At 58.0% G+C, this 26,119-nt stretch carries 19 protein-coding genes; 10 read left to right on the forward strand and 9 right to left on the reverse strand.

Annotated elements, in window-relative coordinates:
* Positions 1 to 13: 13 nt before the first annotated feature.
* The gene (locus tag J4377_RS12550) at positions 14 to 2,743 is read right to left on the reverse strand and encodes an AAA family ATPase (RefSeq protein WP_253485789.1); all 2,730 of its coding nucleotides are present in this window, start codon (positions 2,741 to 2,743) and stop codon (positions 14 to 16) included.
* A gap of 278 nt (positions 2,744 to 3,021) precedes the next feature.
* Here J4377_RS12550 and J4377_RS12555 point away from each other — a divergent pair, with 278 nt between their 5' ends.
* The 4 genes from J4377_RS12555 to J4377_RS12570 all read left to right on the forward strand — a co-directional run bounded on the left by J4377_RS12555 (position 3,022) and on the right by J4377_RS12570 (position 8,530).
* On the forward strand, positions 3,022 to 4,248 hold the full coding sequence (locus J4377_RS12555; protein ID WP_253485790.1) for a serine hydrolase: 1,227 nt from the start codon (positions 3,022 to 3,024) through the stop codon (positions 4,246 to 4,248).
* Entirely contained in the window at positions 4,245 to 5,921 is a 1,677-nt protein-coding gene (locus J4377_RS12560) for a ShlB/FhaC/HecB family hemolysin secretion/activation protein (RefSeq protein WP_198349063.1), read from the forward strand. The genes J4377_RS12555 and J4377_RS12560 overlap by 4 nt, the downstream gene beginning before the upstream one ends.
* A 57-nt stretch (positions 5,922 to 5,978) precedes the next feature.
* Positions 5,979 to 7,607, forward strand: a complete 1,629-nt coding sequence (locus J4377_RS12565; protein ID WP_253485792.1) for a serine hydrolase — start codon at positions 5,979 to 5,981, stop codon at positions 7,605 to 7,607.
* A 104-nt stretch (positions 7,608 to 7,711) separates the two neighbouring features.
* On the forward strand, positions 7,712 to 8,530 hold the full coding sequence (locus tag J4377_RS12570; protein ID WP_095603842.1) for a TraX family protein: 819 nt from the start codon (positions 7,712 to 7,714) through the stop codon (positions 8,528 to 8,530).
* Positions 8,531 to 8,583: 53 nt separating this feature from the next.
* On the opposite strand, the gene J4377_RS12575 is transcribed toward J4377_RS12570, so the two are convergent.
* Both J4377_RS12575 and purE read right to left on the reverse strand, forming a co-directional pair.
* Positions 8,584 to 9,723, reverse strand: coding sequence for a 5-(carboxyamino)imidazole ribonucleotide synthase (locus J4377_RS12575; protein WP_253485793.1), 1,140 nt, complete (start codon positions 9,721 to 9,723; stop codon positions 8,584 to 8,586).
* A 12-nt stretch (positions 9,724 to 9,735) separates the two neighbouring features.
* A complete protein-coding gene (purE, locus tag J4377_RS12580) occupies positions 9,736 to 10,248 on the reverse strand; it encodes a 5-(carboxyamino)imidazole ribonucleotide mutase (RefSeq protein ID WP_198349060.1) in 513 nt (170 codons plus the stop codon).
* Positions 10,249 to 10,466: 218 nt separating this feature from the next.
* Here purE and J4377_RS12585 point away from each other — a divergent pair, with 218 nt between their 5' ends.
* The 4 genes from J4377_RS12585 to J4377_RS12600 all read left to right on the forward strand — a co-directional run bounded on the left by J4377_RS12585 (position 10,467) and on the right by J4377_RS12600 (position 16,046).
* Positions 10,467 to 10,739 (forward strand): XRE family transcriptional regulator, encoded by a 273-nt coding sequence (locus J4377_RS12585; protein WP_038477068.1) that lies wholly within the window; start codon positions 10,467 to 10,469, stop codon positions 10,737 to 10,739.
* Between the two features lie 256 nt (positions 10,740 to 10,995).
* The gene (gene dsrO, locus J4377_RS12590; RefSeq protein ID WP_253485795.1) at positions 10,996 to 11,787 is read left to right on the forward strand and encodes a sulfate reduction electron transfer complex DsrMKJOP subunit DsrO; all 792 of its coding nucleotides are present in this window, start codon (positions 10,996 to 10,998) and stop codon (positions 11,785 to 11,787) included.
* Positions 11,771 to 12,958 carry an NrfD/PsrC family molybdoenzyme membrane anchor subunit gene (gene nrfD / locus J4377_RS12595; RefSeq protein WP_038477075.1) on the forward strand — a complete coding sequence of 396 codons (1,188 nt, stop codon included), beginning with the start codon at positions 11,771 to 11,773 and terminating at the stop codon, positions 12,956 to 12,958. Before dsrO ends, nrfD begins: the two co-directional genes overlap by 17 nt.
* Entirely contained in the window at positions 12,951 to 16,046 is a 3,096-nt protein-coding gene (locus tag J4377_RS12600) for a molybdopterin dinucleotide binding domain-containing protein (protein ID WP_253485797.1), read from the forward strand. Before nrfD ends, J4377_RS12600 begins: the two co-directional genes overlap by 8 nt.
* A 19-nt stretch (positions 16,047 to 16,065) precedes the next feature.
* On the opposite strand, the gene chrA is transcribed toward J4377_RS12600, so the two are convergent.
* The 4 genes from chrA to J4377_RS12620 form a co-directional block, all read right to left on the reverse strand.
* Positions 16,066 to 17,259, reverse strand: a complete 1,194-nt coding sequence (gene chrA / locus J4377_RS12605; protein ID WP_253485799.1) for a chromate efflux transporter — start codon at positions 17,257 to 17,259, stop codon at positions 16,066 to 16,068.
* Between the two features lie 240 nt (positions 17,260 to 17,499).
* Positions 17,500 to 19,176 carry a dihydroxy-acid dehydratase gene (gene ilvD / locus J4377_RS12610; protein ID WP_253485801.1) on the reverse strand — a complete coding sequence of 559 codons (1,677 nt, stop codon included), beginning with the start codon at positions 19,174 to 19,176 and terminating at the stop codon, positions 17,500 to 17,502.
* 127 nt (positions 19,177 to 19,303) lie between these two features.
* A complete protein-coding gene (locus tag J4377_RS12615; RefSeq protein ID WP_233437200.1) occupies positions 19,304 to 19,594 on the reverse strand; it encodes a helix-turn-helix domain-containing protein in 291 nt (96 codons plus the stop codon).
* Positions 19,591 to 19,911, reverse strand: a complete 321-nt coding sequence (locus J4377_RS12620) for a type II toxin-antitoxin system RelE/ParE family toxin (protein WP_038477087.1) — start codon at positions 19,909 to 19,911, stop codon at positions 19,591 to 19,593. Before J4377_RS12620 ends, J4377_RS12615 begins: the two co-directional genes overlap by 4 nt.
* 146 nt (positions 19,912 to 20,057) lie before the next feature.
* On the opposite strand from J4377_RS12620, the gene recC reads away from it, so the two are divergent.
* Positions 20,058 to 23,684: an exodeoxyribonuclease V subunit gamma gene (gene recC, locus J4377_RS12625; RefSeq protein WP_253485802.1), complete on the forward strand. Its 3,627-nt coding sequence runs from the start codon at positions 20,058 to 20,060 to the stop codon at positions 23,682 to 23,684.
* 34 nt (positions 23,685 to 23,718) lie between these two features.
* On the opposite strand, the gene J4377_RS12630 is transcribed toward recC, so the two are convergent.
* The gene (locus J4377_RS12630; protein WP_253485803.1) at positions 23,719 to 24,204 is read right to left on the reverse strand and encodes a helix-turn-helix domain-containing protein; all 486 of its coding nucleotides are present in this window, start codon (positions 24,202 to 24,204) and stop codon (positions 23,719 to 23,721) included.
* A 221-nt stretch (positions 24,205 to 24,425) separates the two neighbouring features.
* On the opposite strand from J4377_RS12630, the gene J4377_RS12635 reads away from it, so the two are divergent.
* Positions 24,426 to 24,914: a DUF2938 domain-containing protein gene (locus tag J4377_RS12635; protein WP_038477096.1), complete on the forward strand. Its 489-nt coding sequence runs from the start codon at positions 24,426 to 24,428 to the stop codon at positions 24,912 to 24,914.
* A 17-nt stretch (positions 24,915 to 24,931) separates the two neighbouring features.
* Here the strand turns inward: J4377_RS12635 and pncB are convergent, their stop codons facing one another.
* The gene (gene pncB / locus J4377_RS12640) at positions 24,932 to 26,113 is read right to left on the reverse strand and encodes a nicotinate phosphoribosyltransferase (RefSeq protein WP_038477099.1); all 1,182 of its coding nucleotides are present in this window, start codon (positions 26,111 to 26,113) and stop codon (positions 24,932 to 24,934) included.
* Positions 26,114 to 26,119 lie beyond the last annotated feature (6 nt).

The raw sequence follows: 26,119 nt of genomic DNA on the forward strand, positions 1-26,119 counted from the left end.
TGTAGCGCCGTTCTCATATGGTCAGTTCGACCCTCCCCTGTGCCCGTGCCACGGCTTCGGCACGTGCGAGCGCCTGGCGGGCGATGTCGAGGCGGCCTGCCTCTTGGGCCAGCCCAGCACGCAGTCGGTGAAGCTCGGCGAGGTACCAGCGCTCGCCGCTCGCCCGGACTATTGCGAAAGCCTGACGCAAGGCGTGCATCCCTGCGACTGGATCACCCATGTTCCCCGCAACCTCTGCGGCGAGTCCGTGGCAGAAGGGTAGCGTGATCCTGACGCCCATCGCACTGAAGGCCGAGAGCCCCTTCGCAATCCGCGAGGCCCCGGTTGTGTCGCCGGACATTGCCTGCGCCCAGCCTGCCAGCATCTCGCCTGCATCGCCCCAAACGGGCACTGCCTCAGTCCGGCACAGAGCGACTAACGCTTCTGCCCGGTCACGGGTTAGCTCAATATCGCTACGTAGACGTGCGCAAACCGCTCCGCACCAGAGCATCTGGGCGCGCCCGAAGGCGGCGCCCAATCGGTCAGCACGCGCACTGCCAGCGGCGAGGTGCCGCTCTGCCTCTGCCGAGGCGCCGGTTAATTCGGCGACACAGGCCGCGTACTGGCGACATACAACCTCTGGGTCCTCACCGAAGAGGACATTACCGTCCTGCTCGGCATATCGCGGCGCGATCTCCAGCACAGCGGCAATTTCCACGGTGCAGGCCGGTAGGGCGCCGGTGAAAAACCGGGTCTGTCCGACGGCATTATGGGCTACCATCGCCATATGGGCCGGTGCCTGCCCCGCGAGTGCCTGCAGCCCTAGCGCGAGATCTTCGGCACGGGTCAGTTCAGCCCTCGTCAGATGATCGTTCCAGAGCCCTGCGAGAACTGGGATCGTCGTGGCGGGATCGCCGACTTCGGCGGCTAGTTGACCCGCGCGGCGGTAGACCTCCCGAAGCTCTTCCGCAGTAAATCCATCTGAGGCGATGAGCGCCGCCCCGAGCCCGAGCAGGGCGTCGAGTTCGGTCGCTTGGTCGGCCTCAGGCTTCGCCGTACCGGTCCCGCTGCCTCGAGTCAGCAGATCCCGTGCACGGCGGAACTGTTCTGCTGCATCCATGGGGGCGCCGCGCGCCTGCGCACGCCGCCCGGACAGCACGCGATAGTGTGCGGCGCGCGGCCAGTCGGCGCCACGTTCAAAGTGATCGGCCAGCATGGGGGCGATCTCGCCCGCTGTGTGACCGTGGCTGATCTCCAGCCGGAGACCGACCCTTCGGTGCGTACCTTGCCTGTTTGCTGCCGGCAGCCCATCGTAGAGCGCTTCGTGATGTAGCGCGTGCCGGAAGGCGTAGCGCGTGGCTACCGTTCCGTCAGGCCGATGGCTGAGTCCCGCGCGGGTGATAAACCGTCGGTTCCGCGCGAGGTGCTCCAGCTGCCGCTCCGCCGCTTCCACCCCGTCGCGGTTATCGGCTAGATCGATGGCGGAAAAGGTCGGTCCCGCCACGCTGGCGGTTTCAAGCAAGCTGCGTTCCTCGGCCAGCAGGCGGCTGGTGCGTTCGGTCTCGATCAGGGTGCGGACACTTGGAGCGATGGCTGCGACCAGCGCTTCGGGTGTGGAAGAAAGCTGCCAGCCGGCCTCGCTGCGCCACACAAGGCCTTGCGCCTGCCAAAAGTCTGCCGCAGCATCAACGAGCATGGCATGGCCCTCGGTTCGGTGGGCGAGGGCCTGCGCCAAATCGGGAGGAAAGGAGTTGCCCTGGAACCGTTCTGCAAGGTATCCAGACACTGCCGACTCATCGAGACCGCCAAGGGTGATCAACCTGCAGTCTGGCTGCCGACTTAGCTGACTCAGTGTTGTCGCAAGTGTCCCAGCTCGATCTAGTTCGTCATCCCTATAGCTACCCAGAACCAGTAATCGCGCCGGTGTGCGTTGTAGCCCCCAAGCCGCTAGCCAGGCTAGCGTGCTGGGGTCTGCCCAGTGCAGATCCTCTAGCACGAGAACGCCAGGGCGGCCACGGGTCAGCCGCTCCATCAGCTCCGAGAACTCCCGCAGCATTGAGTCGCGGTGAGTACGATCCAACGCTTCCGCCTCCAAGCGACGCCCGGGTTGTTGCTTGACCCAAGAGGGAGCGACGAGTGGCAGAAGTCGCGCCAGCGTGGCCCCCTCAGGCCCGACCATGAGTTGCGTCAACATATCCATCAGCAGCCCGTAGGGTTCGCGTGCGCCAGGGTGAGCGATGGCCTGACCCCGGGCGATCCACAGCGGCGTGCGCTGGGATAAACTAGCCTCAAATGCTTCCAGAAGGCGTGTCTTGCCGGCCCCTGCTTCGCCCGCAATAAAAGCCAGCGCTCGTCGACCGCGCTTGGCGGCGGCGGCCCTTTCATTCAAGGCTTCCAGCTCTTTATCCCGCCCGAGGCAGAGCGTTTTTGGCGCCACCACGAGATCCTCCGACGCAGCGCCGATCAGCGGGATCGGACGCGTCAGCCGGTAGCCCCGACGGCCCACTGTCTCGATCAGGCCGATGGCCTGGGCGTTGTCGTCCAGCATCCGGCGCAATTCGCGGATGCATTGTTTGGGCCCCGCCTCGTTGCCATGGCTGTTGCCCCATATCATGCGCCGCAAATCAGCCGTGCTGACCACTTCGCCCTGCTGCTCTACCAGTGCCACTAGAACGGACAAAGTCTTGGGGCGCAGGCGCATCTGCACTTCGCCGCACAGCAGGATGCCTTCGCATAGGTTGACCTTGATATCTTCCGAAATCATGCCGTAGGGGGCCTCAAGGCTAACTGCCGCAGGCCATGGCGCGAGAATGGAGGCAGCGGCAGCAGCTAAGTAAATGGCTTAATAAAGCGCAAATTATACCCATATTGCACCTTAATTGAACTTTACATTTCTTTGTTTGCAATCATAAATGGGCTATCTTCGCTTTCGAAGCAATCCAAGCAGCAAGTGCATAACAGACGAGGGACAGGCACATGACAGCGATCAGACTCCATCACAGAACGGCCCGCCAGTTTCGGCCTGGCCTCTCGGTCTGCGCCATGGCTTTTGCCCTCGCTGCCCCCGTTACAGCGCAGTCTCAGGATCAGGCGCAGCAGTTCTGCGTGGCCGACCCGGCGGCAGTAACGGCCCGTGCGGCCATCACGCCACCCGACGCGCCACTGCCTGAGGCGCTGATCCGCGCCCTCGATGCGGCCGTACGTGGGGCGTTGGACGAAGCCGCTGCGCCGGGGGTTATTGCCGGCGTTGTCACACCCGAGGGCCGATGGAGCGGTGCTTGGGGCGTCGCAGACCCCGAAACCGATGCTGCGATGGAAGTCGGCATGCATACACGGATCGGATCGGTCACCAAGACCTTCACCGGCACCGCCCTGATGCAGTTGGCCGAGGCTGGCAAGCTATCGCTCGACGATACGATCGACCAGTATGTGCCTGGCGTTCCCAACGGCGACATCATCACCCTGCGCCACCTGGCAAGCATGACCAGCGGCTTGCTGAGCTATACTCAGGCGGATCCCTTCCTTGATCTTTTTTTCTCAGATCCTAGCTTGCACTATACTCCGCAAGACCTGCTTGATTTTGCCTTCCCCGGCTCGCCGATCTTTGCACCAGGTGAGAAGTTCAATTATTCGAACACCAATACTGTGCTGCTGGGCCTCGTGATCGAACAGGTGACCGAGCAAGATATCGACACTGTCTTTACTTCGATGATCCTGAACCCACTGGGCCTGACAGAGACCACCGGCCCTGACGGTGCTGCCCTCATGCCAGAACCTTATCCGCAGGGATTTACTCTACAAGGTGATGCTGCCACGCCGGCTGCGCCCTCGAACGCGACGCATTGGGACCCGTCCTGGGGATGGACAGCAGGCGGAATGATCTCAACCCTCGATGACCTGCTGGTTTATGGACGCTCCCTTGGTACAGGCAAGGGCCTGCTGGGCGCTGAGGCGCAGCAGGAGCGTCTGCGGTCCTTCCCAGAGCCGGCGGGCTACGGCATCGCCATGGGGTGCGTTGACGGCTGGGTCGGCCACACGGGTGAGCTGCCCGGTTACAACACGACAGTGTTCTACGACACGACGACGGATACAACGGTAGTCGTACAGGCCAACAGCGACATCCCTTCGGGGGATTGCGGGGACGAGGACGTGCTACCGGACAACCCCGAAGACCTTGCGTGCAGCTCGCCCGCGAGTCGCGTGTTTGAAGCGCTATCCGTTGCCCTCGGGCATCCGTTTTCTATGACACCGACGGCCTCAGCAGAGTGAGCGCGCTGACATTGCTGTTCCAGCACAGCCGTTCCTCAGCTCTCCGCTTGGGTGCTGCTGCTCTGCTTTGTGCCTGTTATGCGGGCCCAGCATTGTCGCAGGGCTTGCCAGACGTCAACCGCATCCTATCTGGGCAAACTGTCATCCTACAACGCTACGAACCGCCGCCTCAGGTGGGCCGTGTCGCCATCGGCGTGCAGGACGAGCGCGACAGGATCGACTTAGAGCGCGCCAAAAGCATCCGTATTCGCCTGGCTTCGGTGCGCGTTGATGGGGCGCGGACCCTACCTTTGTCGACGTTGACACCGATCTGGCAGGGCCGAATCGGTGCCGAAATTACGCTGGCTGATCTTTACCGCATGGCAGATGCTGTTGACGCGGCCTATCTCGCTGCGGGCTATTTTTCCAAGACAGTGGTGCCGGTGCAGGATTTTTCTGACGGACAGATCCGGCTGCAGGTATTTGAAGGCTATGTCGACCGCATCGAGATCAACAGTCATATTCCTGGCATCGAGACACGGTTGGCACCCTACCTGCAACGTATTCTCGACATGCATCCGATTCGGGTAAAGGCGGCCGAGCGTGAATTGTTGTTGATGAGTGATCTTGCCGGACTTTCGATTGAAGGGACTTTTGTGCGCCCCGAAGGCGCGACGGGCGGCGGGGTGCTGCGCCTGGAGATCGGACAATATCGCAGCTCAGGAATGATCGGACTCGACAATCTGGGATCCGACACCGTTGGCCCATTACAAATGGCCGGTGTGGTGACCTTTAACGATGTCCTGAACCAGTTCGAGACCACCAATTTGACCGGTGTCATCACACCGCAACACCCTGACCGGATGACCTTGCTTCAAATGATGCAAAGCTATCCGCTCGGATCGAACGGCCTTAACGCGGGCTACAGTTTTGTTTACCTGCGCCAACACCCCGACGGGGGAGCCGGCGCGCCGGACATCGATGTAACATCCGCTATGGGCACGGCGTTTATGTCCTACCCGTTTCTGAGGACGCTGGACCGCTCGCTCTGGGGGCAGGCTGAACTGACGGTGCGTAACGATGACGTCGACGTTCTTGGCTCGGCCGCTGCCCGTAGCCGGATCCGCTGGGTGACGAACTCACTGCAATATAGTCAGAGCTTTGAGACATCCGAGATCAACCTCGAAGGAGCGGTGAATCTCGGCACGAACTCGGATATTGATATGGGCGCGGTGCCGGATGATTTCCACTTTGTTACCGCCGAACTGGACTACACACAGGCTTTCAGCGAGACGACGACAATGACATTACTGGCTCGCGGCCAATACGCTGGCAGGCCCCTGCCGGGCGCTGTTCAGTTCGGTATCGGCGGCGAGACTTATGGCAGAGCCTTCGATAGCGGCACTATCTCTGGCGACAAAGGTGCAGCGGCCTCGGCCCAGGTAAGCCACGAGGTCGATATCGGGCTGGCATTCCTGCCCACGCTTTCAACCTCGGCCTTCGTGGATTACGGCGCAGCCTGGTCCGACGACGTCACCGGACACATGTATCTTGGCTCCTATGGAGTAGGCCTTGGTGGAACGTTAGAGGAACGGCTGAATTTCCAGGTTATCGGTGCGCTTCCCTGGACCCGTTCTGACATAGTGGAGGACAAGGGGGGCAAGCTAATTTTCCAGCTGGCAATGCCATTCTAATCCGGTAGGAGGCATCGCCTCGCCCGTCGCGCTATCCATCCCACAGGAGACCCTGATATGACCACACCGAAAGCCGCACGCCCCCTTCTGAGGTCGGCCTTGGGCGTTCTAAGCGCTGCCGCAGCGTTGCTTGCACTCAATGCCCCGCTCCATGCGGGGACGCTGCCGACCATTGCCTTGCCGGACCCGGCAGTCTCTCCTGCGCGGGCGAACCTGTTGCCGGTGCCGCAGGCGCGGATCGACGAAGCAGTCGCCTCGCTGGATGAGCTGGTGCAGGATATGTTGGAGCGGACCGGAGTACCGGGTCTCGCCGTTGCCGTGGTGCATGGGGAAGAGACACTGCTGATGCGCGGCTGGGGGCTGCGGGCGGAGGGCGCGGAGGAACAAGTTGATGCGGATACAGTCTTTATGCTCGCTTCGTTGTCCAAATCTGTCGGAGCCACAGTGGTGGCCACGCAGGTCACAGATGGGATCGTCAGTTGGGACGATCCGGTGCGCAACCACTTGCCCTGGTTCGACCTGGGCGATCCGTGGGTCAGCAGTCATGTCACCATCGGGGATCTCTATGCGCACCGCTCGGGCCTGCCGGATCACGCTGGTGATGATCTCGAGGATGTAGGCTATGACCGTCGCGCGGTGCTGGAGCGGCTGACGCAGCTTCCCATGGGGCAGTTCAGGGCCGATTACGCCTATACGAACTTCGGCTTGACCGCTGCGGCAGAGGCGGTAGCCACCGCAACCGGCAAGGACTGGTCAACGCTCTCGGAAGAGGCACTCTATGGTCCGCTCGGCATGGAGGTGACCAGTTCGCGCCACTCGGATTACATGGCGCGCGATAATCGCGCGGCAAGCCATGTGCCGGATGCCAACGGCTTCAGAGTGGCAGATCTGCGCCAGCCCGATGCGCAAAGTCCAGCGGGCGGGGTGAGTTCCAGCGCTCGAGACATGGCGAAATGGATGAAACTGGTGCTCTCCAGCGGGCGTTTTGAAGGGCAGCAACTGATTGCGCCCGAAGCTCTCGTGCCCGCGCTTTCGCCGCATGCCATCAGCGGCCACCCCAGTGACGCGGCCGATAGGGCTGGCGCCTATGGCTACGGCTTTGGTGTCGGCGTGCGCCCCACCGGGCGCGTTGTGCTGAGCCATTCGGGGGCCTTCGCCCTTGGTGCGGCGACCTCCTATTCGATGCTGCCAGACCTAGGGCTTGGGATCATCGTGCTGACCAATGCCAGCCCCACCGGCCTCCCCGAGGCATTGACTGCCAGCTTTCTTGATCGCGCAGAGTTTGGTGTGGAACAACGCGACTGGCTAGCGGCCTACGGGCCGCGCATCGCACCGCTCTCGGCCCCGGTCGGGGATCTGGTGGGCGTGACACCTCCGGCTGAGCCCACCGAAGCCCGGCCTGCCGAAGCTTATACTGGGGACTATGACAATGCCTATTTCGGGGCGGCTGAGGTACGTGAGACCGCTGACGGCTTGGTGCTCGAGGTTGGCCCCGCACCACAGCGCCTGCGGTTGACCCACTGGGACGGCGACCGCTTTGTCGCCTTCCCGGTGACAGAGAACCAACCAGAGGGCTCGGTTTCGCAGGTCGAATTCACCATGGGCGTGGACGGGAAGGCAGAAACGATAACCGTAGAACATCTGAACGAGGCGGGCCTTGGAGAGTTTCACCGGCCATTTAGCTGAAACGCTCTGCCACCCCAGTACTTAAACGAGTACTTAAACTAGTACCGAACTTGCTCAGCCAAATCGAGTCTGTAATCCAGTAAGGAAACTCACAAGGAAGTCTCATGGCTGAACAAACCAATGCAAACGTCTCCACCGAGGCGGCTTACAATGCGCGCCCCTCTTCTCATTGGACCGCCTGGGGGCAATGGCTGGCGCTATTCACCATGACCGTGGATCACCTTACTCGCTATGTGTTGCCGGGTGACTGGGATTTAAGTTGGGCAGGCTCGTCCATTGGCCGTATCGCCTTTCCCCTGTTTGCGGCAATGGTAGCCTGGCACGGGCTGTTTAATACCCGCAACCCACTACGCTACTCGCGCCGCATACTGATCATTGGTTTAGTGGCTCAGTTGCCTTATATGCTGATGCCACGCGCGTCTGACGATTTTATTCTTAACGTCTGCTTCACGCTTGCTTGTGGACTAGCGCTGGGGGCGCTGGTTCGCCAAGGTTGGCAGCACTATCAACAGCAGACGCTAGGGTTAGCATGGCTAATGCTTGGAGCAGCGGTAGGCGTAACCGTTTGGTATTTGTTGGGCTTCTGGGTGGAGTACGGCCATAACGGTTTGCTACTGATTCCGCTATTAATGTTCGCCATGCAGGCACTTAACGAAACCCGCGACGCACTAAAATCGCGCTTGTGGGCAGGTTTAGCCGCGTTTCCCGCACTTTGGATAGCTGGTCAAATGAATGCTTCAGACATGGCAAAGTCGTTTACCGTTGGCACTTGCGTGGTGGTATTGATGCTGGCAGCAGGCGTTGCCCAACGCGTACCACCCGTAGCCCTGGCCATGCCACGCCGTCTATGGCTTGCTTGGTATCCAGGACACTTTGCTTTAATTGCGCTGTGGCTATTGCTTAGCGGCCAACTGGCGGGGTAATCAACAACGAAGCCGCCCTAATCAGGCGGCTTCGTAGTGATAATCCATCAACTTTACAGTGAGCGTTCGAAACTCCACGCCACCGGTGGTGCATCAGGTAGTAATGCCTGGCAAGCACGCACTTTTTCAAGCAGCTCGGCATGCGTGTCAGCGACGACATTGACATGCGCCAGCTTACGCCCTGCACGCTCTTCTTTGTCATAGCGATGCAGGTGAGTATTGCCAATCGCCAACATCGCGGCATTGTCACCTTCCTGGCCAATGACGTTCACCATGCAAGTAGGCGCAATAGCTTGGGTGCTGCCGAGCGGTAGGCCTTGCACAGCGCGTAGATGGTTTTCAAACTGGCTAGTGACCGCACCGTCCATGGTCCAGTGGCCAGAATTATGCACGCGTGGAGCCATCTCGTTAGCCAACAGGCTACCATCCCGCGTTTGGAACAGTTCCAACGCCATCACGCCAACATAATCAAGCTCATCTAACAGCATGCGAATGTAGCTGTCGGCTGTCTCTTGAACGCTGGCAGCCAAATCCGGTAGCGGCGCAACGGAATAGCGCAAAATGCCGTCTACATGCTGATTTTCCGCCATGGGATAAAACACCACATCCCCATCACGACCGCGCACGGCAATCATCGAGACTTCCCGTACAAAATCGACAAACGCTTCAACGATCAGCTGACGGTGACCAATGCTCTTCCAGGCCGCTTCAGCTTGCTCTGGCGCTTTCAGCACCGCCTGCCCTTTACCGTCATACCCCTCTGTCACTGACTTGGCGACCACCGGGCAGCCCAATTCATTCGCTGCCGCTTCAAGCTGTTCGGCACTCTCAACGACGCGGTAAGCCGGTGTAGGAATACCTAAGCGGTCGAATAAGGCTTTCTCTTCAACACGGTTTTGGCACACCGCAATTGCGCGGCTTCCTGGGTAAACGGGCTTGTGCTGCTCAATTTGCTCAACCAGCGCTACGGGCAGATGCTCAAATTCATAGGTTACTACATCGACCTTATCGAGAAATTCTGCCAAATGCTGGTTGTTGGGATCGATAACCACGTCGCCAATGCCCGCACTCGGGTTGCCGGTCGTGTCTAAAAAGGTGAAGCGATTACCTAGCGGGTAGCCAGCCAATGCCAGCATGCGACCAAGCTGGCCTGCACCTAGCACACCGATGTTCTTTGAGATACCAGAATTCATGGCCGGGATTCCTTATTTCGCTTCCGCATCGGGGCGAGGGTCTGGGTTATCCAGCACCATTTGAGTTTGCTCAGCGCGGAAAGCCTCGACCGCTTCACGCACGGTGGTGTCTTGCAAACCGACAATCTGTGCTGCCAACAGGCCTGCATTGGTCGCCCCTGCTTTACCAATCGCCAGTGTGCCAACAGCGATTCCACCAGGCATCTGCGCAATTGAAAGCAATGAATCCAAGCCTTTAAGCGCTTTGGATTCTACTGGCACGCCCAGAACCGGCAACGCCGTTTGGGAAGCCACCATGCCGGGCAAATGGGCGGCACCGCCCGCTCCTGCTACAATTACTTGCAGGCCACGTTCAGCGGCGCTTTTAGCATAATCAAACAACAAGTCAGGGGTACGATGAGCGGAGACGACGCGAGTCTCATAAGGGACGCCCAGCCGCTCTAACATCGCCACCGCGTGTTCCATGACGGGCCAATCAGATTTTGACCCCATGATCACGCCCACTTTGGGTGCGCTGTTTGACATGCAAAAACTCCTCGGCCAAAGGGCCTACTAAAGCAATCAAGCGTTTAATGTGCCGTGTGCCGCAAGCGGCTCACCAGGAAATTAGAAGGCGCATAGTCTACCAGAGCTAGTCGCTTAGAGCGCGTTTGTAAATAGATCGAATTTTTAATCAAAGTAGCATTGAAATGCGCGCGACTTGGCGGCATTGTGTGTTTGTCATTTCAGACTGATGGAGTCCCATGAGTACGGCATACTCAACTGCTCACGCAGAAACGCTAGATCCTCCGCGAAGCAGCCCTGACCTCGATGTCAGGGATTTAGAAAAACGTACGCGCCTCATGCGTATCATTACCCGCCTGATCGCCGTATCAGATCTGGGAAGCCGCGAAATAGCCCGCCGGGCTGGGCTTCCAGTACAAAAGATCAGCGACCTGCTCGCCGGAAGGCTAGAGCACCTAGATGTTGATGAACTCAATGTCTTGCGTCGCACGTTAGAGCTGGAGACGCCATAGCAATAGTTGCTACCTAACGTAATCATTCATCCCTTTTGTTTGCTAACAGGCTTGCCCGCTGGGCAGGCCTGTTTTTGTTTTAAAACAGCCAATTAGCGTTTCAAGATTAAGGGAGCATTAAGAAACCATCACTAACTCATTGACACGTATCAACTTTTTATAATACCAAAGGCGTAACCTTAGCGTATCCAGATCATTCGCTGTGAAACAACGGCTTGTTTCTATCAGCGACATCTTTATCAGCTAAGGAGGCGTTATGGACGCCGTACGTCGGTCGTTGCTAGGCCAGTTGGCCCGACTAAGCGCGGGCGCTGCGCTAGTCCCGCTATCCAGCCTTGCCCCAGCCAGCCTTGCCCAAGCAGGCATTAATCAGCAGCCTGACCGCCGCGAGGGCGACCCTAGCAAACGCTACGGCATGCTAATCGACCTTCGCCAATGCATCGGCTGCCAGGCCTGCACGGTGTCGTGTCATATCGAGAATGCTGCACCGCTTGGCCAATTTCGAACCACCGTCTCTCAGTACGAAGTGCACCACCAAGAAAGTGGTGAACTGGCGACGTTTATGCTGCCGCGGCTATGCAACCACTGCGAAAATCCACCCTGTGTGCCGGTTTGTCCCGTTGAGGCGACCTATCAACAGCAAGATGGCATCGTTGTCGTAGATAGCGACCGCTGTGTCGGCTGTGCTTACTGCGTCAATGCCTGCCCCTACGATGCCCGCTTTATTAATGAGCGCACTCAAACTGCCGACAAATGCACCTTCTGTGCTCACCGTTTAGAAGCAGGGCTACTGCCTGCCTGCGTTGAAAGCTGCGTGGGCGGCGCCCGCATTATTGGCGATATGCGCAATCCAGACAGCCAAATCAGCCGTCTGATCAACGAGCACCGCGACGCACTCATGGTGCTTCAGCCAGAAAAAAATACGTTCCCACAGGTGTTCTACCTCGGCATGGATGAGCGCTTCACCACGCGCCCCGTGGCAGAACCCGTGGCGCTTGAAGTGCTCGACCCCCACGGCCAGGAGATGGGCTATGAATTCCACCATTGAACTACTCGCCCCACGCTATGACATCGCCTGGTATCCCTGGGCAGTTCAGTACTTTTTTATGATCGCGGTCTCCTATGCAAGCCTTTGGCTGGCGGCGCCCGCACTAGTGTTTGGCAAGCAATCCTGGTTGCCTACAGCACGTCTAGCGCTCATCGCCTGCGTCAGCACAACGTTAGTCGCACCGGTGGCCTTATTGGCAGATCTACACCAGCCACTGCGCTTTTGGCATTTCTACGCCTACGCCAATACGCATTCGTGGATGTCGATTGGCAGTGTGGTACTGCCGCTGTATCTGATCAGCGTTTTAGGCTTCGCCTGGCTGGCTTGGCGTCCCGCACTGCAAGCTCGGCAACAGGCAGCGGGGTTCAGCGGGTTGATCGCCAAGTGGCTGAGCATGGGCAGTGGTGCAACACCCAAAGCACTGGTTGCCCTGGTGGGGTTGGCCGCGCTGATGCTCTCAAGCGGCATTATGCTCTACACCGGAGCGGAGTTAGCTATCGTCAAAGCTCGCCCCTTATGGAACACAATTTGGCTACCGCCCATGCTGGTAGCGAGCGGATTTATTGCCGCCGCTGGGTTAATACTGGTCCTCAACCGCGTAAGCAGAATCTGCGCGCCCGACGCCACCCGGCAGATGCTCTATGTCCTGCTAGCCTTCTGTGCGCTAGCGGGGCTTATCGCGCTCAGTTGGTTGTTAGATGGCTTGAATGCCCACGTTGGCTCAGTGGCGGCGGCATTGGAATCTGTCCGTTTCAGCCCCTCTTGGCGCAGTACCGCACTTTGGGGTGGCCTTACCGGCGTTGCGCTATTTGCCAGCGTGGTATTTCTGTTAACGCGTTCGGCTCAACGCCAACCAGAACTGTTTGCCTGGGCATGGTTGCTAGGCCTGGTGGCTATCCACATGGGCTGGATGTTCCGTTGGGTAGTGCTGATGGATGTTCAACATGTAGCCCGTAACAGCGCAGGTTTCCATCACTACGGTATCCCTGCTGGCTCTTCCGGCATCTTAGGCATTGTCGGCACTTTCGGGCTGTGGCTGGCGGCCATTTTACTGATCGAGCTATTTATTCCATGGCGACAGGCCCAACAAGGCAGTCAGCTACCAGGCAACGACCAAGCTGCATCTCGCGCCCCACTCACTGCTAACAAAGGAGCGCCTAGTCATGGCTAAGTCTGCTCAAGATCCCTCACGCCGTCGCTTTCTAAAAGGTGCAGCTGCCGCTGGTGGTGCTGCTACCTTTGCCGTGGGCTACGCCGACCCGTTGGCTAAAATGGCCAAAGGCATTACCGGCAGCGCAGGTGAAAAACCGCAGCATAATATTCATGGCAATTCGCTAACGCCTGAATATCGTGTCGATTTAGCGACCGGCGAACTAAAGCTCACCCCCGATCAACGGGTCGCTTTCACTATTTGCTACGGCTGCACCACCCAGTGCGGTGTGCGCGTGCGGGTCGATGACACTCGCGGCGAAGTGCTGCGAGTAGCTGGCAACCCCTATCATCCACTTTCTGCCGATGACCATTTGCCAATGCGCACATCGGTGGCAGATGCATTACGCAGCGTGAGTGCTTACCAAGAACAAGGGCAAGTTAACCGCTCTACCGCATGTGCCCGTGGCAACGCAATGATGAGCCAGATCACCAACCCGTTCCGTATTGATCACTGCCTTAAACGGGTCGGTGAACGAGGCAGTCGCGAGTGGCAAAAAATATCGTTTGAGCAACTTATCGAGGAAATTTGCGAAGGAGGCGATCTGTTCGGTGAAGGTCAGGTAGACGGCCTACGTGACATTCGCGACCACGACACGCTGATTGCCCCCGACAACCCTGAGTACGGCCCCAAGGCTAATCAACTGATGGTCATGGAAGCCACCGACTACGGGCGCTCGGATTTACTTAAACGCTTCACCTTGAACGCTTTTGCGACCCGCAACTATGGCCACCATGGCGCTTACTGTGGCCTAGCGTTCCGCATGGGTTCTGGGGCAGTGATGAACAACATTGTCACTAACGCTCACGTAAAGCCAGATATACAGAACGCACGCTTTATCATGTATATCGGCTGCGCGCCCAGCCAGGCAGGCAACCCGTTTAAACGCCAGGGCCGCTTGCTTGCACAGGCACGCGCCGCCGGCACGCTGGAATATGTGGTGGTGGACCCCGCGCTTAATGCTGCTACTTCCCATGCCGCGGACAACAACCGCTGGGTACCGATCCGCCCTGGCACCGATAGCGCCTTTGCCATGGCGCTTATTCAGTGGCTACTGGATAACGACGGCTATGCGCAGGAATTTCTTGAATTACCCGGTCAAGCCGCCGCCGATGCAGCGGGCGAAACCACCCACTCCAATGCCACCCATTTAGTGATTGATACCTTCGAGCACCCGCGCCGAGGCTACTTTTTGCGCGCCAGCGACCTTGGTTTTGCCGAGCCAGGTAGCGATGCCGACCTACCCGTCGTGGTGTCAGGGGGCGACCTTGCACTAAGCGAAGAGGTAATGACCGCCGACCTGTTTGCCGAACGCCCAGTGGAGCTTGCCGACGGCACCACCGTCACCGTCAAAACCAGCCTTGCGCTACTGCGTGAATCCGCCAATGAGTACGACCTAGAAACGTACGCTGAACATTGCGGTATTCCCAAGGCAACGATTATCGAGCTTGCCCAACGTTATGCTAGCCATGGCAGAAAAGCCGCCGTTAACTGCCACGGTGGCATGATGTCAGGCAATGGCTTTTACGCCGCCTTTGGCGTGCAAATGCTTAACCTGCTGGCTGGCAACTACAATATGAAAGGTGGCAGTGCAGTGGGCGGCGGCACCTACAGCGGCACCGGCGAAGGCCCCCGCTACGACCTCGCCAACTTCCCTGGCAAACGTGGGCCCCAAGGCGTATTCCTCTCTCGCTCACGTTTCCCCTATGAGAAATCATCGGAGTACCAGCGCAAAGTCGCGACAGGCGAAAATCCCTATCCCGCGAAAGCCCCCTGGCGCTCTTTGGCACCGCCAACGCTTACCGAGCATTTACCTTCCGCGCTGGATGGCTACCCCTATCCGATCAAAGCGGTGATTGGCTGTATGGCTAACCCAATTTATGGCCAAGCGGGCCTGAAAGGGGTAATTGTCGATAAGCTGAAAGACCCCAAACGGTTAGGGCTATTTGTTGCAATCGATGGGTTTATCAACGAAACCAACCGCTATGCCGACTACATTGTGCCTGATTCGGTGATGTACGAGGTATGGGGCTTTGCAGGCTCCTGGAAAGGCACGCTGGGTAAACTCTCCACCGCCTGCTGGCCAGTGGTAGAACCCCGCCAGCAAAAAACCGCCGAAGGTGAGCCTGTCTCTATGGACAGCTTCTTTATCGCCGTTGCTAAACGGCTAGGGCTGCCGGGCTTCGGCGACAACGCTATTCCCGATGCAGACGGCAATCTTCACCCGCTCAACCGCGCTGAAGATTATTACCTACGGGCGGCCGCCAATATTGCCTTTCAAGATGAACCGCTGCCAGAAGCGAATGCCGAGGACATTGCCCATGGCGGAATTACCCCACTGCTGCCCAAACTCGAACGTACACTTAAAGCTGATGAGCGCGGCCGCGTTGCCTACCTTTACGCCCGGGGTGGGCGTTTCGAAGAGGCAAGCGAACACTTTGTCGGCGAACACCTGAAACATCAGTGGAAAAAAACGCTGTGTATTTACAACGAAGCAGTGGGCACCAGTATTGATACCACTAACGGGCTTCCCAACAGCGGCGTGCCCTGTCACAAGTTGCCCCAGCTCGCCAACAAGCAACCCATGCGTGAGGTATTTTCAGAGCAGGAGTGGCCGCTGCTAGCGTTTTCATTCAAGTCCAACCTGATGAACTCTTACGCCATTGGTAACGAGCGGCTAAGAATGATCAAGCCGTATAACCCGGTGCAAATGCACCGCCAAGATGCCGAGCGCTTCGGCATCCAGCATGGCGACACCATCCGCATTGAAAGCCCAGGCGGAAGCGTGGTGGGGCTTGCGCTGGTTAGCGAAAGCGTTGTGCCCGGTGCATTGGGTATTGAACACGGCTACGGGCACAAAGATTTAGGTGCCACGCCACACATCATTGACGGTCAATCCCAGCCAGATATGCCCTGGATGCGCGCAGGTATCAACATCAACGACCTGGGCTTTCAAGACCCTACACGGGAGGTAGGCGGCACGTGGCTTGAACCGATTAGCGGCGCCAGCGTGCGCCAAGGCCTACCGGTGAGAGTAAGCCGCATTTAAACCGGTTGGGGTAGTGACACTACAGCGTGATCACTACCCCACCCAAGGCGATTACGATCACCACAATCCACGCCGGTAGTTTCCAGACGGTCAGCAGTAAAAAACCCGTCAGCGCCAGAACAAATTCATAAGGCCCAATAATCGCGCTGGTCCATACCGGCTGATACAGCGCCGCGCCTAAAATACCCACCACTGCCGCGTTAGCCCCGCGCATCAACGCCTGAGCGCTCTGCCAACGGCGAAAATGATTCCAAAAGGGCAACACCCCCACCAACAGCAAAAAGCCAGGAATAAAGATCGCCAACAATGCCAGCAGCGCGCCAACCACGCCATTCATACCGGGCAACAGCGCTCCTAAATACGCTGCAAAGGTGAATAGCGGCCCTGGCACCGCCTGGGCAGCCCCATAGCCTGCCAAAAACTCATCTGCGGTAATCCAGCCGGATTGCACCACTTCCGCTTCCAGCAGCGGCAGCACCACATGCCCACCGCCAAATACCAGCGCGCCAGAACGATAAAACGCATCGGCCACCGCTAGCCACGCAGCGCTGCCTGCCAACAGCGGCAGTAATATCAGCAGCGCAGCGAACAGCCCCAACGCCACAGTGCCTGCACGGCGAGATACTGGAAACTGCAGTGGCTCGCTGGACGTAGCCGCGGCAACCATGCGACACAGTGCCAACCCGGCGATACCGCCTAGCACAATAGCAGCGACCTGCCCCAGCGGCCCGCTGACCATCACCACAATAAACACTGCCGCCAGCGCAATCCCCACCCGGGTTTGATCGGGACATAGGTTACGCGCCATGCCCCACACCGCGTGGGCCACAATAGCCACCGCGACAACTTTTAAGCCATGAATAATGCCGCTGGCAATCGGACCATCCAGTACCGCCGCGCCAAATGCGAACAGCACCAGTACTATGGCGGAAGGCAGCGTGAATGCCAGCCACGCCATGGCCGCCCCCCAAGGCCCGGCGCGCATTAATCCCAAAGCAAAGCCCACTTGGCTACTGGCTGGCCCCGGCAAAAATTGGCACAGCGCCACAAGATCCGCGTAGGCGCTTTCGCTTAACCACTGTCGGCGCTCCACGAAGGCCGTACGAAAATAGCCCAGGTGCGCCACCGGCCCACCAAATGAGGTCAAGCCCAAGGCCAAAAACGCCCAAAACACCTCGCTTACCCGCCCGTTCAGATGGTGCTTTTCAGCCATGGCGTAAGCTTCCCCGTGTGGACAAAAGACCTAATCTACTGATTAAAGCTGACACAGTGATGACAGTGTGCACGATCATTCGCTGGGGCTTCATCAACGCGGGTGCGCTGACACTTACACCGCGCTACAAAATCTTCCTATTCAATGATTTAAGTAGCGCGTGGTAATGAATCTCGCGAGGCACGAGCGAATGAGGCACCCGCGGGCTGATCCAGGCACCTTCACGTATTGATATGCAGGTTAATCGGTTACCGCACCGGTACTGGCAGAACTGACCAACTTGGCATACTTCGCCAACACGCCTTTGCGGTAGCGCGGTTCTGGCTGCTGCCAGGCGGCGCGGCGGCGCATCATCTCTTCATCGCTGATGTCCACTTCAATGGTGTCGGCTTCCGCATCAATGGTGATGGCATCGCCATCCTGTACCAGCGCCAGCGGGCCACCATCGAAAGCTTCCGGCGATACGTGCCCGACAACAAAGCCATGGCTGCCACCGGAGAAGCGCCCATCGGTAATCAACGCCACATCATTACCCAGGCCACGCCCCATAATCGCAGACGTTGGCGTAAGCATTTCGCGCATGCCGGGGCCGCCTTTCGGGCCTTCATAGCGAATCACCACGACATCGCCCGCCACCACGGTACCGTCGTTAATGCGCGCCTGGGCCTCTTCTTCAGAGCCAAACACCCGCGCCGAACCGCTAAAGCGCGTCCCTTCCTTACCGGTAATTTTGGCCACTGCACCTTCCGGCGCCAGGTTGCCAAACAGAATACGCAGATGGCTTTCGGCTTTAAGCGGGTTACCCAGCGGCGCAATAATCTGCTGATCCATAGGATAAGTCTCAACATCTTCCAGGTTTTCGGCCAGAGTTTTACCGGTCACTGTTAAGCAGTCGCCGTGCAGCAACCCAGCATCCAGCAGAATTTTCATCAGCGGCTGAATGCCACCAATCGCCACCAGCTCGCTCATCATATAGTGGCCACTGGGACGCAGGTCAGCGACCACCGGCACGCGCTTGCCGATCTCGGTGAAATCGGCAAGCGTCAGTTCCACGCCAATGGTGCGCGCCATGCCAATCAAATGCAGCACCGCATTGGTAGAGCCACCCAGCGCAATCACCACGGTAATCGCATTCTCAAACGCTTCGCGGGTCATGATGTCAGAAGGCTTGATGTCACTGGCCAGCAGTGCCAGCACGGCCTCACCTGCCGCTTTACAGTCATCGCGCTTGTCTTGGGAAATAGCGTTCTGCGCCGAGCTACCTGGCAGGCTCATACCCAATGCTTCAATGGCAGATGCCATCGTATTGGCCGTGTACATACCGCCACAGGACCCCGGGCCAGGAATCGCGGTTTCTTCGATGTTTTTCAGTTCGATCAGGTCAATATCACCACGGGAGTGCGCGCCCATCGCCTCAAATACCGACACGATATCGGTATGGCCCTTACCGGGCATAATGGTGCCGCCATACACAAACACGCTGGGGCGATTCAACCGCGCCAAACCCATCACGCAACCCGGCATATTTTTATCGCAACCGCCGATAGTCACCAGCCCATCAAAGCCTTCACAACCCGCTACGGTTTCAATGGAATCGGCGATCACCTCGCGGGAAACCAGCGAGTACTTCATGCCTTCAGTGCCGTTAGCAATGCCATCGGAAATAGTGATGGTATTAAAGATCACCCCTTTACCACCCGCCGCGTCGGCACCGTCACGGGCGAACTCTGCCAACTCACCAATATGGCTATTGCACGGGGTCACCATGCTCCAGGTAGACGCAACGCCCACCTGAGGCTTGGTAAAGTCATCATCGTTAAACCCCACCGCCCGCAGCATTGCGCGGCTGGCTGCCTTGCCAGGGCCATCCACCACCTGGGCTGAATGGCGGCGGGTATTCGTAGTAGGCTCGGTCATGGGGAATTCCTCTTTGCTTGACTCACATCGCGTTACGCACGGTATCTACATAGCTTGGCGATGCCATGGCGTTCACGCAAGCAAAGATGAAAAACCCAAGTGACTCACTTATGGCGTACTATTTACGTTAAATAGCGGTTTTATGTCGCTGAGCCTGAACAGACAGCTCAAACCCGCAGGCATCCGCATAGCGTTGCAGCGTTTTCCAACCGGGATTGCTATCTCCACGTTCTAGCCTACTGATGTTACTTTTCTGGGTATGCAAGCGTTTGGCTAACTCCTCCTGAGTTAAGCCAGCATGCTGGCGCATAGAAATAAGCGTTGTCGCCAGCTCAAACTCTGGCGCCAAACGTTCATACTCTGCTTTCACCTCAGGGTTTTGAAGCGCCTGCTCTTTCAATGCTTTTAAGTTAATCACGACTGCACCTCGCGCTGTCTTGATCGAGCCAGCATCAGCGCCTGACGAGGCGTTTTTTGGCTCTTTTTGACAAATGCATAAAGAATCACGACCTGTCGTCCATGCACATAGCAAAACAAAGAACGCCCGATGCCCTCTTTCGCCTTTGCTCTAATTTCGAAAAGACCATCGCCCATCGACTCTGTATGCGGTGGCCCCAAGTTCGCGCCATGCTCCTCTACCATTTCCAGCAACCGGAGCATTCTAGCTTGTATTTTTGGCGGCATGCCGAGAATCTCTTTCTCCACGCCGGGGTAAAAACTAACCTGCCATTCCATTGCCAAGCTCCGATCAAGTTATCCTTTATGATAACTCAGCTTCTGTAAAAGTTCCTAACTCTGATGCACGCGAGTTCCTTTAACTTATGGCACCATAGCGCTACGCGCTATTCCCAATGCCTAATGCCGCGAAGGAACATCACCGCATGTCTGCCAATTCACACTGCTCACCAACACCGTTCTCGCCAACGTCGCTTACCCCTGGCTTTATGGTGGTGCACGCTAACCGCCTGGAAGACTTGCGCGGGCTGGCGGTGCAGTGGATGCGCTTGCACCCATTGGGGCCGCTGGAAAACGAGACCATTCTGGTGCAGAGCAACGGCATTGGGCAGTGGTTAAAGCTGGCACTGGCGGAAGACCCGGAAAACGGCGGTGCGGGCATCGCCGCCGCGCTGGATGTCATGCTGCCTGCGCGGTTTTTATGGCAGGCCTACCGCACGGTGCTCACCCACGTTGATCAAGATGGCGACGCGGTGCCTGAAACCTCGCCGTTTGATAAATCGCGCTTGGTGTGGCGGCTACTGCGCCTGCTGCCCACGCTAGCGGGGCAAGAAGTGTTCGCGCCGCTGGCGCAGTTCTTGGAAGTCGACCGCGACCAGCGCAAGCACTACCAATTGGCCGAGCGGCTGGCGGATTTGTTCGACCAGTATCAGGTCTACCGCGCCGACTGGTTGGATGCCTGGGCCAACGGTGACGACGTGCTAATTACCGCTCGGGGCGAGCCCCGCCCGCTGGAAGAGCACCAGCGCTGGCAGCCTGCGCTATGGCGCATTCTGCGCGAGGATGTCGCCGCCACCCAAGGCGATGCAGGCCTTAACAGTAGCCGTGCCCAGGTGCATCGGCGCTTTTTGAAAGCGACAGAACAGCTGGAAGGCCAGCCCTGCCCGCGCGGCTTGCCTCGGCGGCTGATTATTTTTGGTATTTCATCGCTGCCCCAACAAACCTTGGAAGCGCTGGCGGCGCTCTCTCGCTGCTGCCAAATCGTGCTGTGTGTGCACAACCCCTGCCAGTTCTACTGGGCAGATATCATCGAGCACAAAGATTTACTGCGCGCCAAACGCTACCGCCAGCGGCGCAAAACCGGCATGCCCGAAGCGTTGGATGTACTGGGCACTGGCGACGCCGACGATGCCCTGCATCTGCACGCTCAACCGCTACTCGCCGCTTGGGGCAAGCAGGGCCGCGACTACCTGCGCCTGCTGGATGAACACGACGATTCGGGCAATTATCAAACTTTGTTTGAGCAGCAGGCGCTGCGCATTGATATGTTCGAGCCGTTTAACGGCGTTGATCGCGACTGCCTGCTCAGCCAACTGCAAGATGATATTCGCGAACTGCGCCCCGTAGCGGAAACCCAAACTCACTGGCCAGCGCTAAACGCGGCAGATGACTCCATTGTGTTTCATATTGCCCATGGCCCCCAGCGGGAAGTTGAGATTCTTCACGACCAGCTGCTGGCCGCCTTCAGTGCCGACCCCAACCTGCGCCCGCGGGATATCATCGTCATGGTGCCAGATATCGACCGCTACGCGCCGCATATCGCCGCGGTGTTTGGCCAGCTACAAAATGACGACCCGCGGCATATACCCTATACGCTTTCCGACCAAGCCAGCCGCCACCGCCTGCCACTAATGATTGCCCTGGAAAAGCTGCTGCGCCTGCCAGAGCTGCGTCTTTCGGTCAGCGACTTACTGGATCTGCTCGATGTGCCCGCTCTGCGCCAGCGCTTTGGGCTGGAAGAGCGTGACCTGCCGGTACTAGAGCGCTGGATGGAAGGCGCAGGTATCCGCTGGGGGCTAAATGCCAAGCAGCGCCAGACTCTCGAACTTCCCGGCGGGCTAAGCCAAAATACCTGGGCGTTTGGCCTGCGCCGCTTGCTGCTGGGCTACACCGTGGGTGAAGGCCACGCATGGCAAGGAATCGAGCCGTTTGACGACATCGGCGGGCTGGAAGCGGGCCTTGCCGGGCCGTTAGCCACCTTACTGGAAAAGCTCGAAGAGACCTGGGAAACCTTCTGCCAGCCCACCGATGCCGCTAACTGGGTAGCGCGCCTACGCACGCTGCTGGAAACCTTCTTTCTGACCGACAACGCCCAAGAAAGCGTGATGCTCACCAAGCTGGAAAACGGCTTGCAGCAAACGCTGGAAAGCAGCGAGGAAGCCCAGTTAAACGAACCGCTGCCGCTCTCCATGGTGCGCGAACATTGGCTGGCACAGATTGATGAACACAGCCTTTCCCAGCGTTTTCTAGCCGGTGCCGTTAACTTCGCTACGCTAATGCCCATGCGCGCCATTCCGTTTAAGCGCGTGTGCCTGCTGGGCATGAACGACGGTGAGTACCCCCGCTCTCAGCCACCGCTAGATTTTGATTTAATGGGCAGTGACTACCGCCCCGGTGACCGTTCCCGCCGGGAAGACGACCGCTACCTGTTTTTGGAAGCGCTGCTCTCTGCCCGCGACCAGCTCTACATAAGCTGGGTAGGCAGAAGCCAAATCGACAACACCCCGCTACCGCCTTCGGTACTGGTCGGCCAACTGCGTGACCATCTGGAAACAGGCTGGCAGATCGAGAACGGCACGCCGCTGCTGGAAGCGCTAACCACCGAGCATCCGCTGCAGCCGTTTAGCCGCGCTTATTTTGATGCCAACACGCAAGTCACTCGACTGTTTACCTATGCACATGAATGGCGCGAGGTACACGCACCGCGCACGCCTCAAGCTGCCCAATCCACACTTCCCCCACCGGAAAACATCCCAACCAGCCTAACGCTTGGCCAGTTAGGCCAATTCCTACGCGAGCCAGTACGCGCCTTCTTCAATACCCGGCTGGGAGTATATTTCGAGCAGGAAGCGATTGCCGAGCTAGACGAAGAACCGTTCGCCCTGGATGGCCTGCAAAACTGGCAGCTACAAGACCAACTTATCGCCGCCCAGCGCCACGCCATTGACCGCGGCGAGCCACGCATTGAAGCACTGCACGCAGCCCTTGAGCGTTTTCAGGGCCAAGGTGTACTGGCCATGGGTGCCTTTGGCGAGCGCATGCGCAATGCCTTAGCAGAACCCATGGAAGCTCTGTTCAGCGACTACGAAGAAGCCCTGGGCGCTTGGCCGATTGCGCTAGGTGACCCAGCAGCCATTCACCTGGCAGGCAGTAACGGTATTACGTTGGAAGATTGGCTGGGCGAGCTACGCCAGGATGACGCGGGCAACCGCTGCCGCCTGTTATTACTCAGCAGCAGCCTGATCAAGAACAGCAAGTATCAGTGGCATCTGCTGCTACGCCACTGGGTTGCCCACCTAGCGGGTAACCTCAGCGGTCCGATGACCACCCAGCTGCTTTCCAAGGCCGGCAACATCACCCTGGAACCTATCGCTGCCGACATCGCCCGCGCCCACCTGGAAACCCAACTAAGCGCCTGGCAACACGGCCTGGAAGTACCGCTTCCGCTAGCCCCCCAGGCCGCCTTTGCTTGGCTAACAAAACTGGGCACACCTGACCTTGCTATTGAAAAAGGCAGGGAAAGCGACGCCTACGCCGCGGCCGAAAAAGTCTATGAAAGCGGATTTAAAACTACTGGCGAAGCCGACCAAAGCCCCTATCTCGGCCACCAATGGCCCCGCTTCGAGCGGCTGTTTTTCGACCGCACCGCCAACGAAAAGCACACCTTTGCCGAACTCACGGAAGCGCTGTACGCCCCGCTGTTTTACGCCGTGAAAGGTAATGCGAAGAAAGATAATGGGAACAAAGATAACGCGAAGAAAGCGGCATCGTAATGCGTTAAGCGCTTCTTCTAGCCCCTATTCAAGCTCAACCGTGTCCATGGGGTGATAAGGGTTTATTCCCTTTCTGCTTGGCACGGCTGTTTTTCTGCGTAAGGCGCTTTTTTTGCTCAGGCCTTCGCCCAGTCTGGCGAGCCAATGCGATGCGCATTAGACGCTGAAACGTCGGGCACTCCAGATGACTCGGCGCAGAGCAGGTCGCCACATGACGCAAACCGTCACGAAGGGCTGTCAGTTCGTTAATGTGGCGGTCGAGAAGATCTGCCTTAGCACTCACCGCTTCACGGTCGATTTCCGGCTGCCGTTGCGTGCCGAGCATGTCGCGCATCTCGGCCAGTGAAAAACCCGCGACCTGCCCCAACGCAATCAGCGACAAGCGTGTTAAAACGCTGGTCTCAAAAACCCGCCGCAGACCATTACGTCCCACCGACCTAATCAGGCCAACTTCCTCGTAATAGCGCAATTTCGAGGCAGGAACACCACTTTTTCGAGACAGTTCGGAAATATCGAGCATGGCACTTGACTTAAAGTTGACTTGAAGTAATAGGCTACAACGCTTCTCCCCTACGTATCCATCCACGCTTCTAGCCACACGTCTATCCACACTGTCAGGAGTCTAACAAACATGCCTGTTTTCAATACGCACAGCCGCCCATACGCCGTTGCTAAACCGTTAACAAGAGCAAAGATAACAAGCACAGAGATGACCGGCGCAAAAATGCCAGGAGTGCAACAATGAGTGGGCTGCTGACCGATGCGCTACTGCTCGGCCTGGGAGCAACCGCTTTTATGGACATAGTCGCACTGCTGCAGAAGCGGCTGCTGGGTATTCCCTCGCTGAATTACGCCATGGTCGGGCGTTGGCTAGGGCATTTGCCGAAGGGCAGATTCATCCACCGGCCGATTGGTGAAAGCGCCCCGATTCGAGCAGAAATGGCGCTAGGATGGCTGGCGCACTACCTGATTGGCATCGCTTTCGCGATCATATTCTTAGTGCTGGTTGGGCCAAACTGGCTGGCACGCCCCACACTCATAGCTGCGTTAGGCTTCGGTGTGATAACGGTAATTGCGCCGTTTCTATTTCTGCAGCCGGGTATGGGCGCAGGGGTTGCCGCCCGCAAGACGCCGCAGCCAACCACCGCCAGGCTGCGTAGCATTTTTGCGCACGCCAGTTTTGGCGCTGGCCTATGGCTGACAGGCGTCATAGTGATGCGGGTTCTGTAGGCCAGCATAAAACCGACTTAAATACTCGTCTCGCTTAACGAGAGTATCCGTTTTGCTAACGAAATCATCTCCGGGTCGCCGGTATGCTTATCCGGCACGTCGGAGAGTTTGATCACCGGTAGCCAGCCCTGCCCTTCAGGGCGCGCCTCGACCATTTTGATCACCATATTCATCGGCTCAACGCCGACATCGTTAGTGAAGTTGGTGCCGATGCCAAACGCCATCCCAATCCGGTTCTGACAAAACGCTTGAATGCGCTCGACCTTTTCCGGCGTTAAGGCATCCGAAAAAATAATGGTTTTGCTCAGCGGGTTAATACCCAGGCGTTCATAGTGAGCGATGGTTTGGGAGGCAAACTCAATCGGGTCGCCGCTATCGTGGCGTACGCCATCGAACAGCTTGGCGAATTTTTTATCGAAGCTGTCGAAGAAAGCGGACGATGTGAAGGTGTCCGTTAGGGCAATCCCCAAATCGCCACGATACACATCCACCCAGTGCTCTAGGGCAAGACTGTTGGCCATTTTGAAGCCAAAGCGGGCACCATGGAACATAAACCACTCGTGAGCGTGGGTGCCTATCGGCTTCACGTCGTGGCGCATGGCCAGCAGTACATTGCTAGTGCCGCTAAAGGCTTCACCGCCGTAGTGACGCAGCGCTTCCACCACTCGATCATGAACCTCAAATGAGAAACGGCGACGCGTGCCGAACTCGGCAATTTTCAGCCCTAAGCGGCGATAAAGCTCGATCTTCTCCTGGGTGCGTTGCTCGATCAGTGCATCGTCATCATGGGTCACCGAGACGCCGCGTAGCCGATACCAAAGTTCGCTGATCAACGCCATCAGCGGCACTTCCCATAAAATAGTGCGGTACCAAGGCCCCTCGATGACCACCGACAGCTCACTGCCCTGCTGCTCGATGATTACCTCGGAGGGTTCGTAACGGAAGCCGGCCAGAAAATCGAGATAGGTCGGGTCAAGATAAGGGCAGGTAACTTCCAGGTAGCGCTTTTCCTGGTCGGTCAGGCGAAGCGTCGCCATTTTATCGACCTCGTGACGAAGCGCAGCGCCAAAGCCTTCAGGAAACGCGTGCTGGCCACGATTGATAAATGCGTAGCGTGCATGTGCATAGGGAAAGCGTTTGATCACGGCGTTCTGCATCGTGATCTTGTAGAAGTCATTGTCCAGAAGCGAGGTCAGCATGAGATC

The sequence above is a fragment of the Halomonas sp. XH26 genome (assembly GCF_024138895.1).
GTDB lineage: Bacteria > Pseudomonadota > Gammaproteobacteria > Pseudomonadales > Halomonadaceae > Vreelandella > Vreelandella alkaliphila.

Coding starts and splice junctions, on each gene's coding strand:
- recC (WP_253485802.1), top strand. CDS start 20,058: ATGTCTGCCAATTCACACTGCTCACCAACACCGTTCTCGCCAACGTCG.
- J4377_RS12570 (WP_095603842.1), top strand. CDS start 7,712: ATGGCTGAACAAACCAATGCAAACGTCTCCACCGAGGCGGCTTACAAT.
- chrA (WP_253485799.1), bottom strand. CDS start 17,259: ATGGCTGAAAAGCACCATCTGAACGGGCGGGTAAGCGAGGTGTTTTGG.
- nrfD (WP_038477075.1), top strand. CDS start 11,771: ATGAATTCCACCATTGAACTACTCGCCCCACGCTATGACATCGCCTGG.
- pncB (WP_038477099.1), bottom strand. CDS start 26,113: ATGCTGACCTCGCTTCTGGACAATGACTTCTACAAGATCACGATGCAG.
- J4377_RS12575 (WP_253485793.1), bottom strand. CDS start 9,723: ATGAATTCTGGTATCTCAAAGAACATCGGTGTGCTAGGTGCAGGCCAG.
- J4377_RS12600 (WP_253485797.1), top strand. CDS start 12,951: ATGGCTAAGTCTGCTCAAGATCCCTCACGCCGTCGCTTTCTAAAAGGT.
- J4377_RS12635 (WP_038477096.1), top strand. CDS start 24,426: ATGAGTGGGCTGCTGACCGATGCGCTACTGCTCGGCCTGGGAGCAACC.
- J4377_RS12630 (WP_253485803.1), bottom strand. CDS start 24,204: ATGCTCGATATTTCCGAACTGTCTCGAAAAAGTGGTGTTCCTGCCTCG.
- dsrO (WP_253485795.1), top strand. CDS start 10,996: ATGGACGCCGTACGTCGGTCGTTGCTAGGCCAGTTGGCCCGACTAAGC.
- purE (WP_198349060.1), bottom strand. CDS start 10,248: ATGTCAAACAGCGCACCCAAAGTGGGCGTGATCATGGGGTCAAAATCT.
- J4377_RS12585 (WP_038477068.1), top strand. CDS start 10,467: ATGAGTACGGCATACTCAACTGCTCACGCAGAAACGCTAGATCCTCCG.
- J4377_RS12565 (WP_253485792.1), top strand. CDS start 5,979: ATGACCACACCGAAAGCCGCACGCCCCCTTCTGAGGTCGGCCTTGGGC.
- ilvD (WP_253485801.1), bottom strand. CDS start 19,176: ATGACCGAGCCTACTACGAATACCCGCCGCCATTCAGCCCAGGTGGTG.
- J4377_RS12550 (WP_253485789.1), bottom strand. CDS start 2,743: ATGATTTCGGAAGATATCAAGGTCAACCTATGCGAAGGCATCCTGCTG.
- J4377_RS12555 (WP_253485790.1), top strand. CDS start 3,022: ATGGCTTTTGCCCTCGCTGCCCCCGTTACAGCGCAGTCTCAGGATCAG.
- J4377_RS12620 (WP_038477087.1), bottom strand. CDS start 19,911: ATGGAATGGCAGGTTAGTTTTTACCCCGGCGTGGAGAAAGAGATTCTC.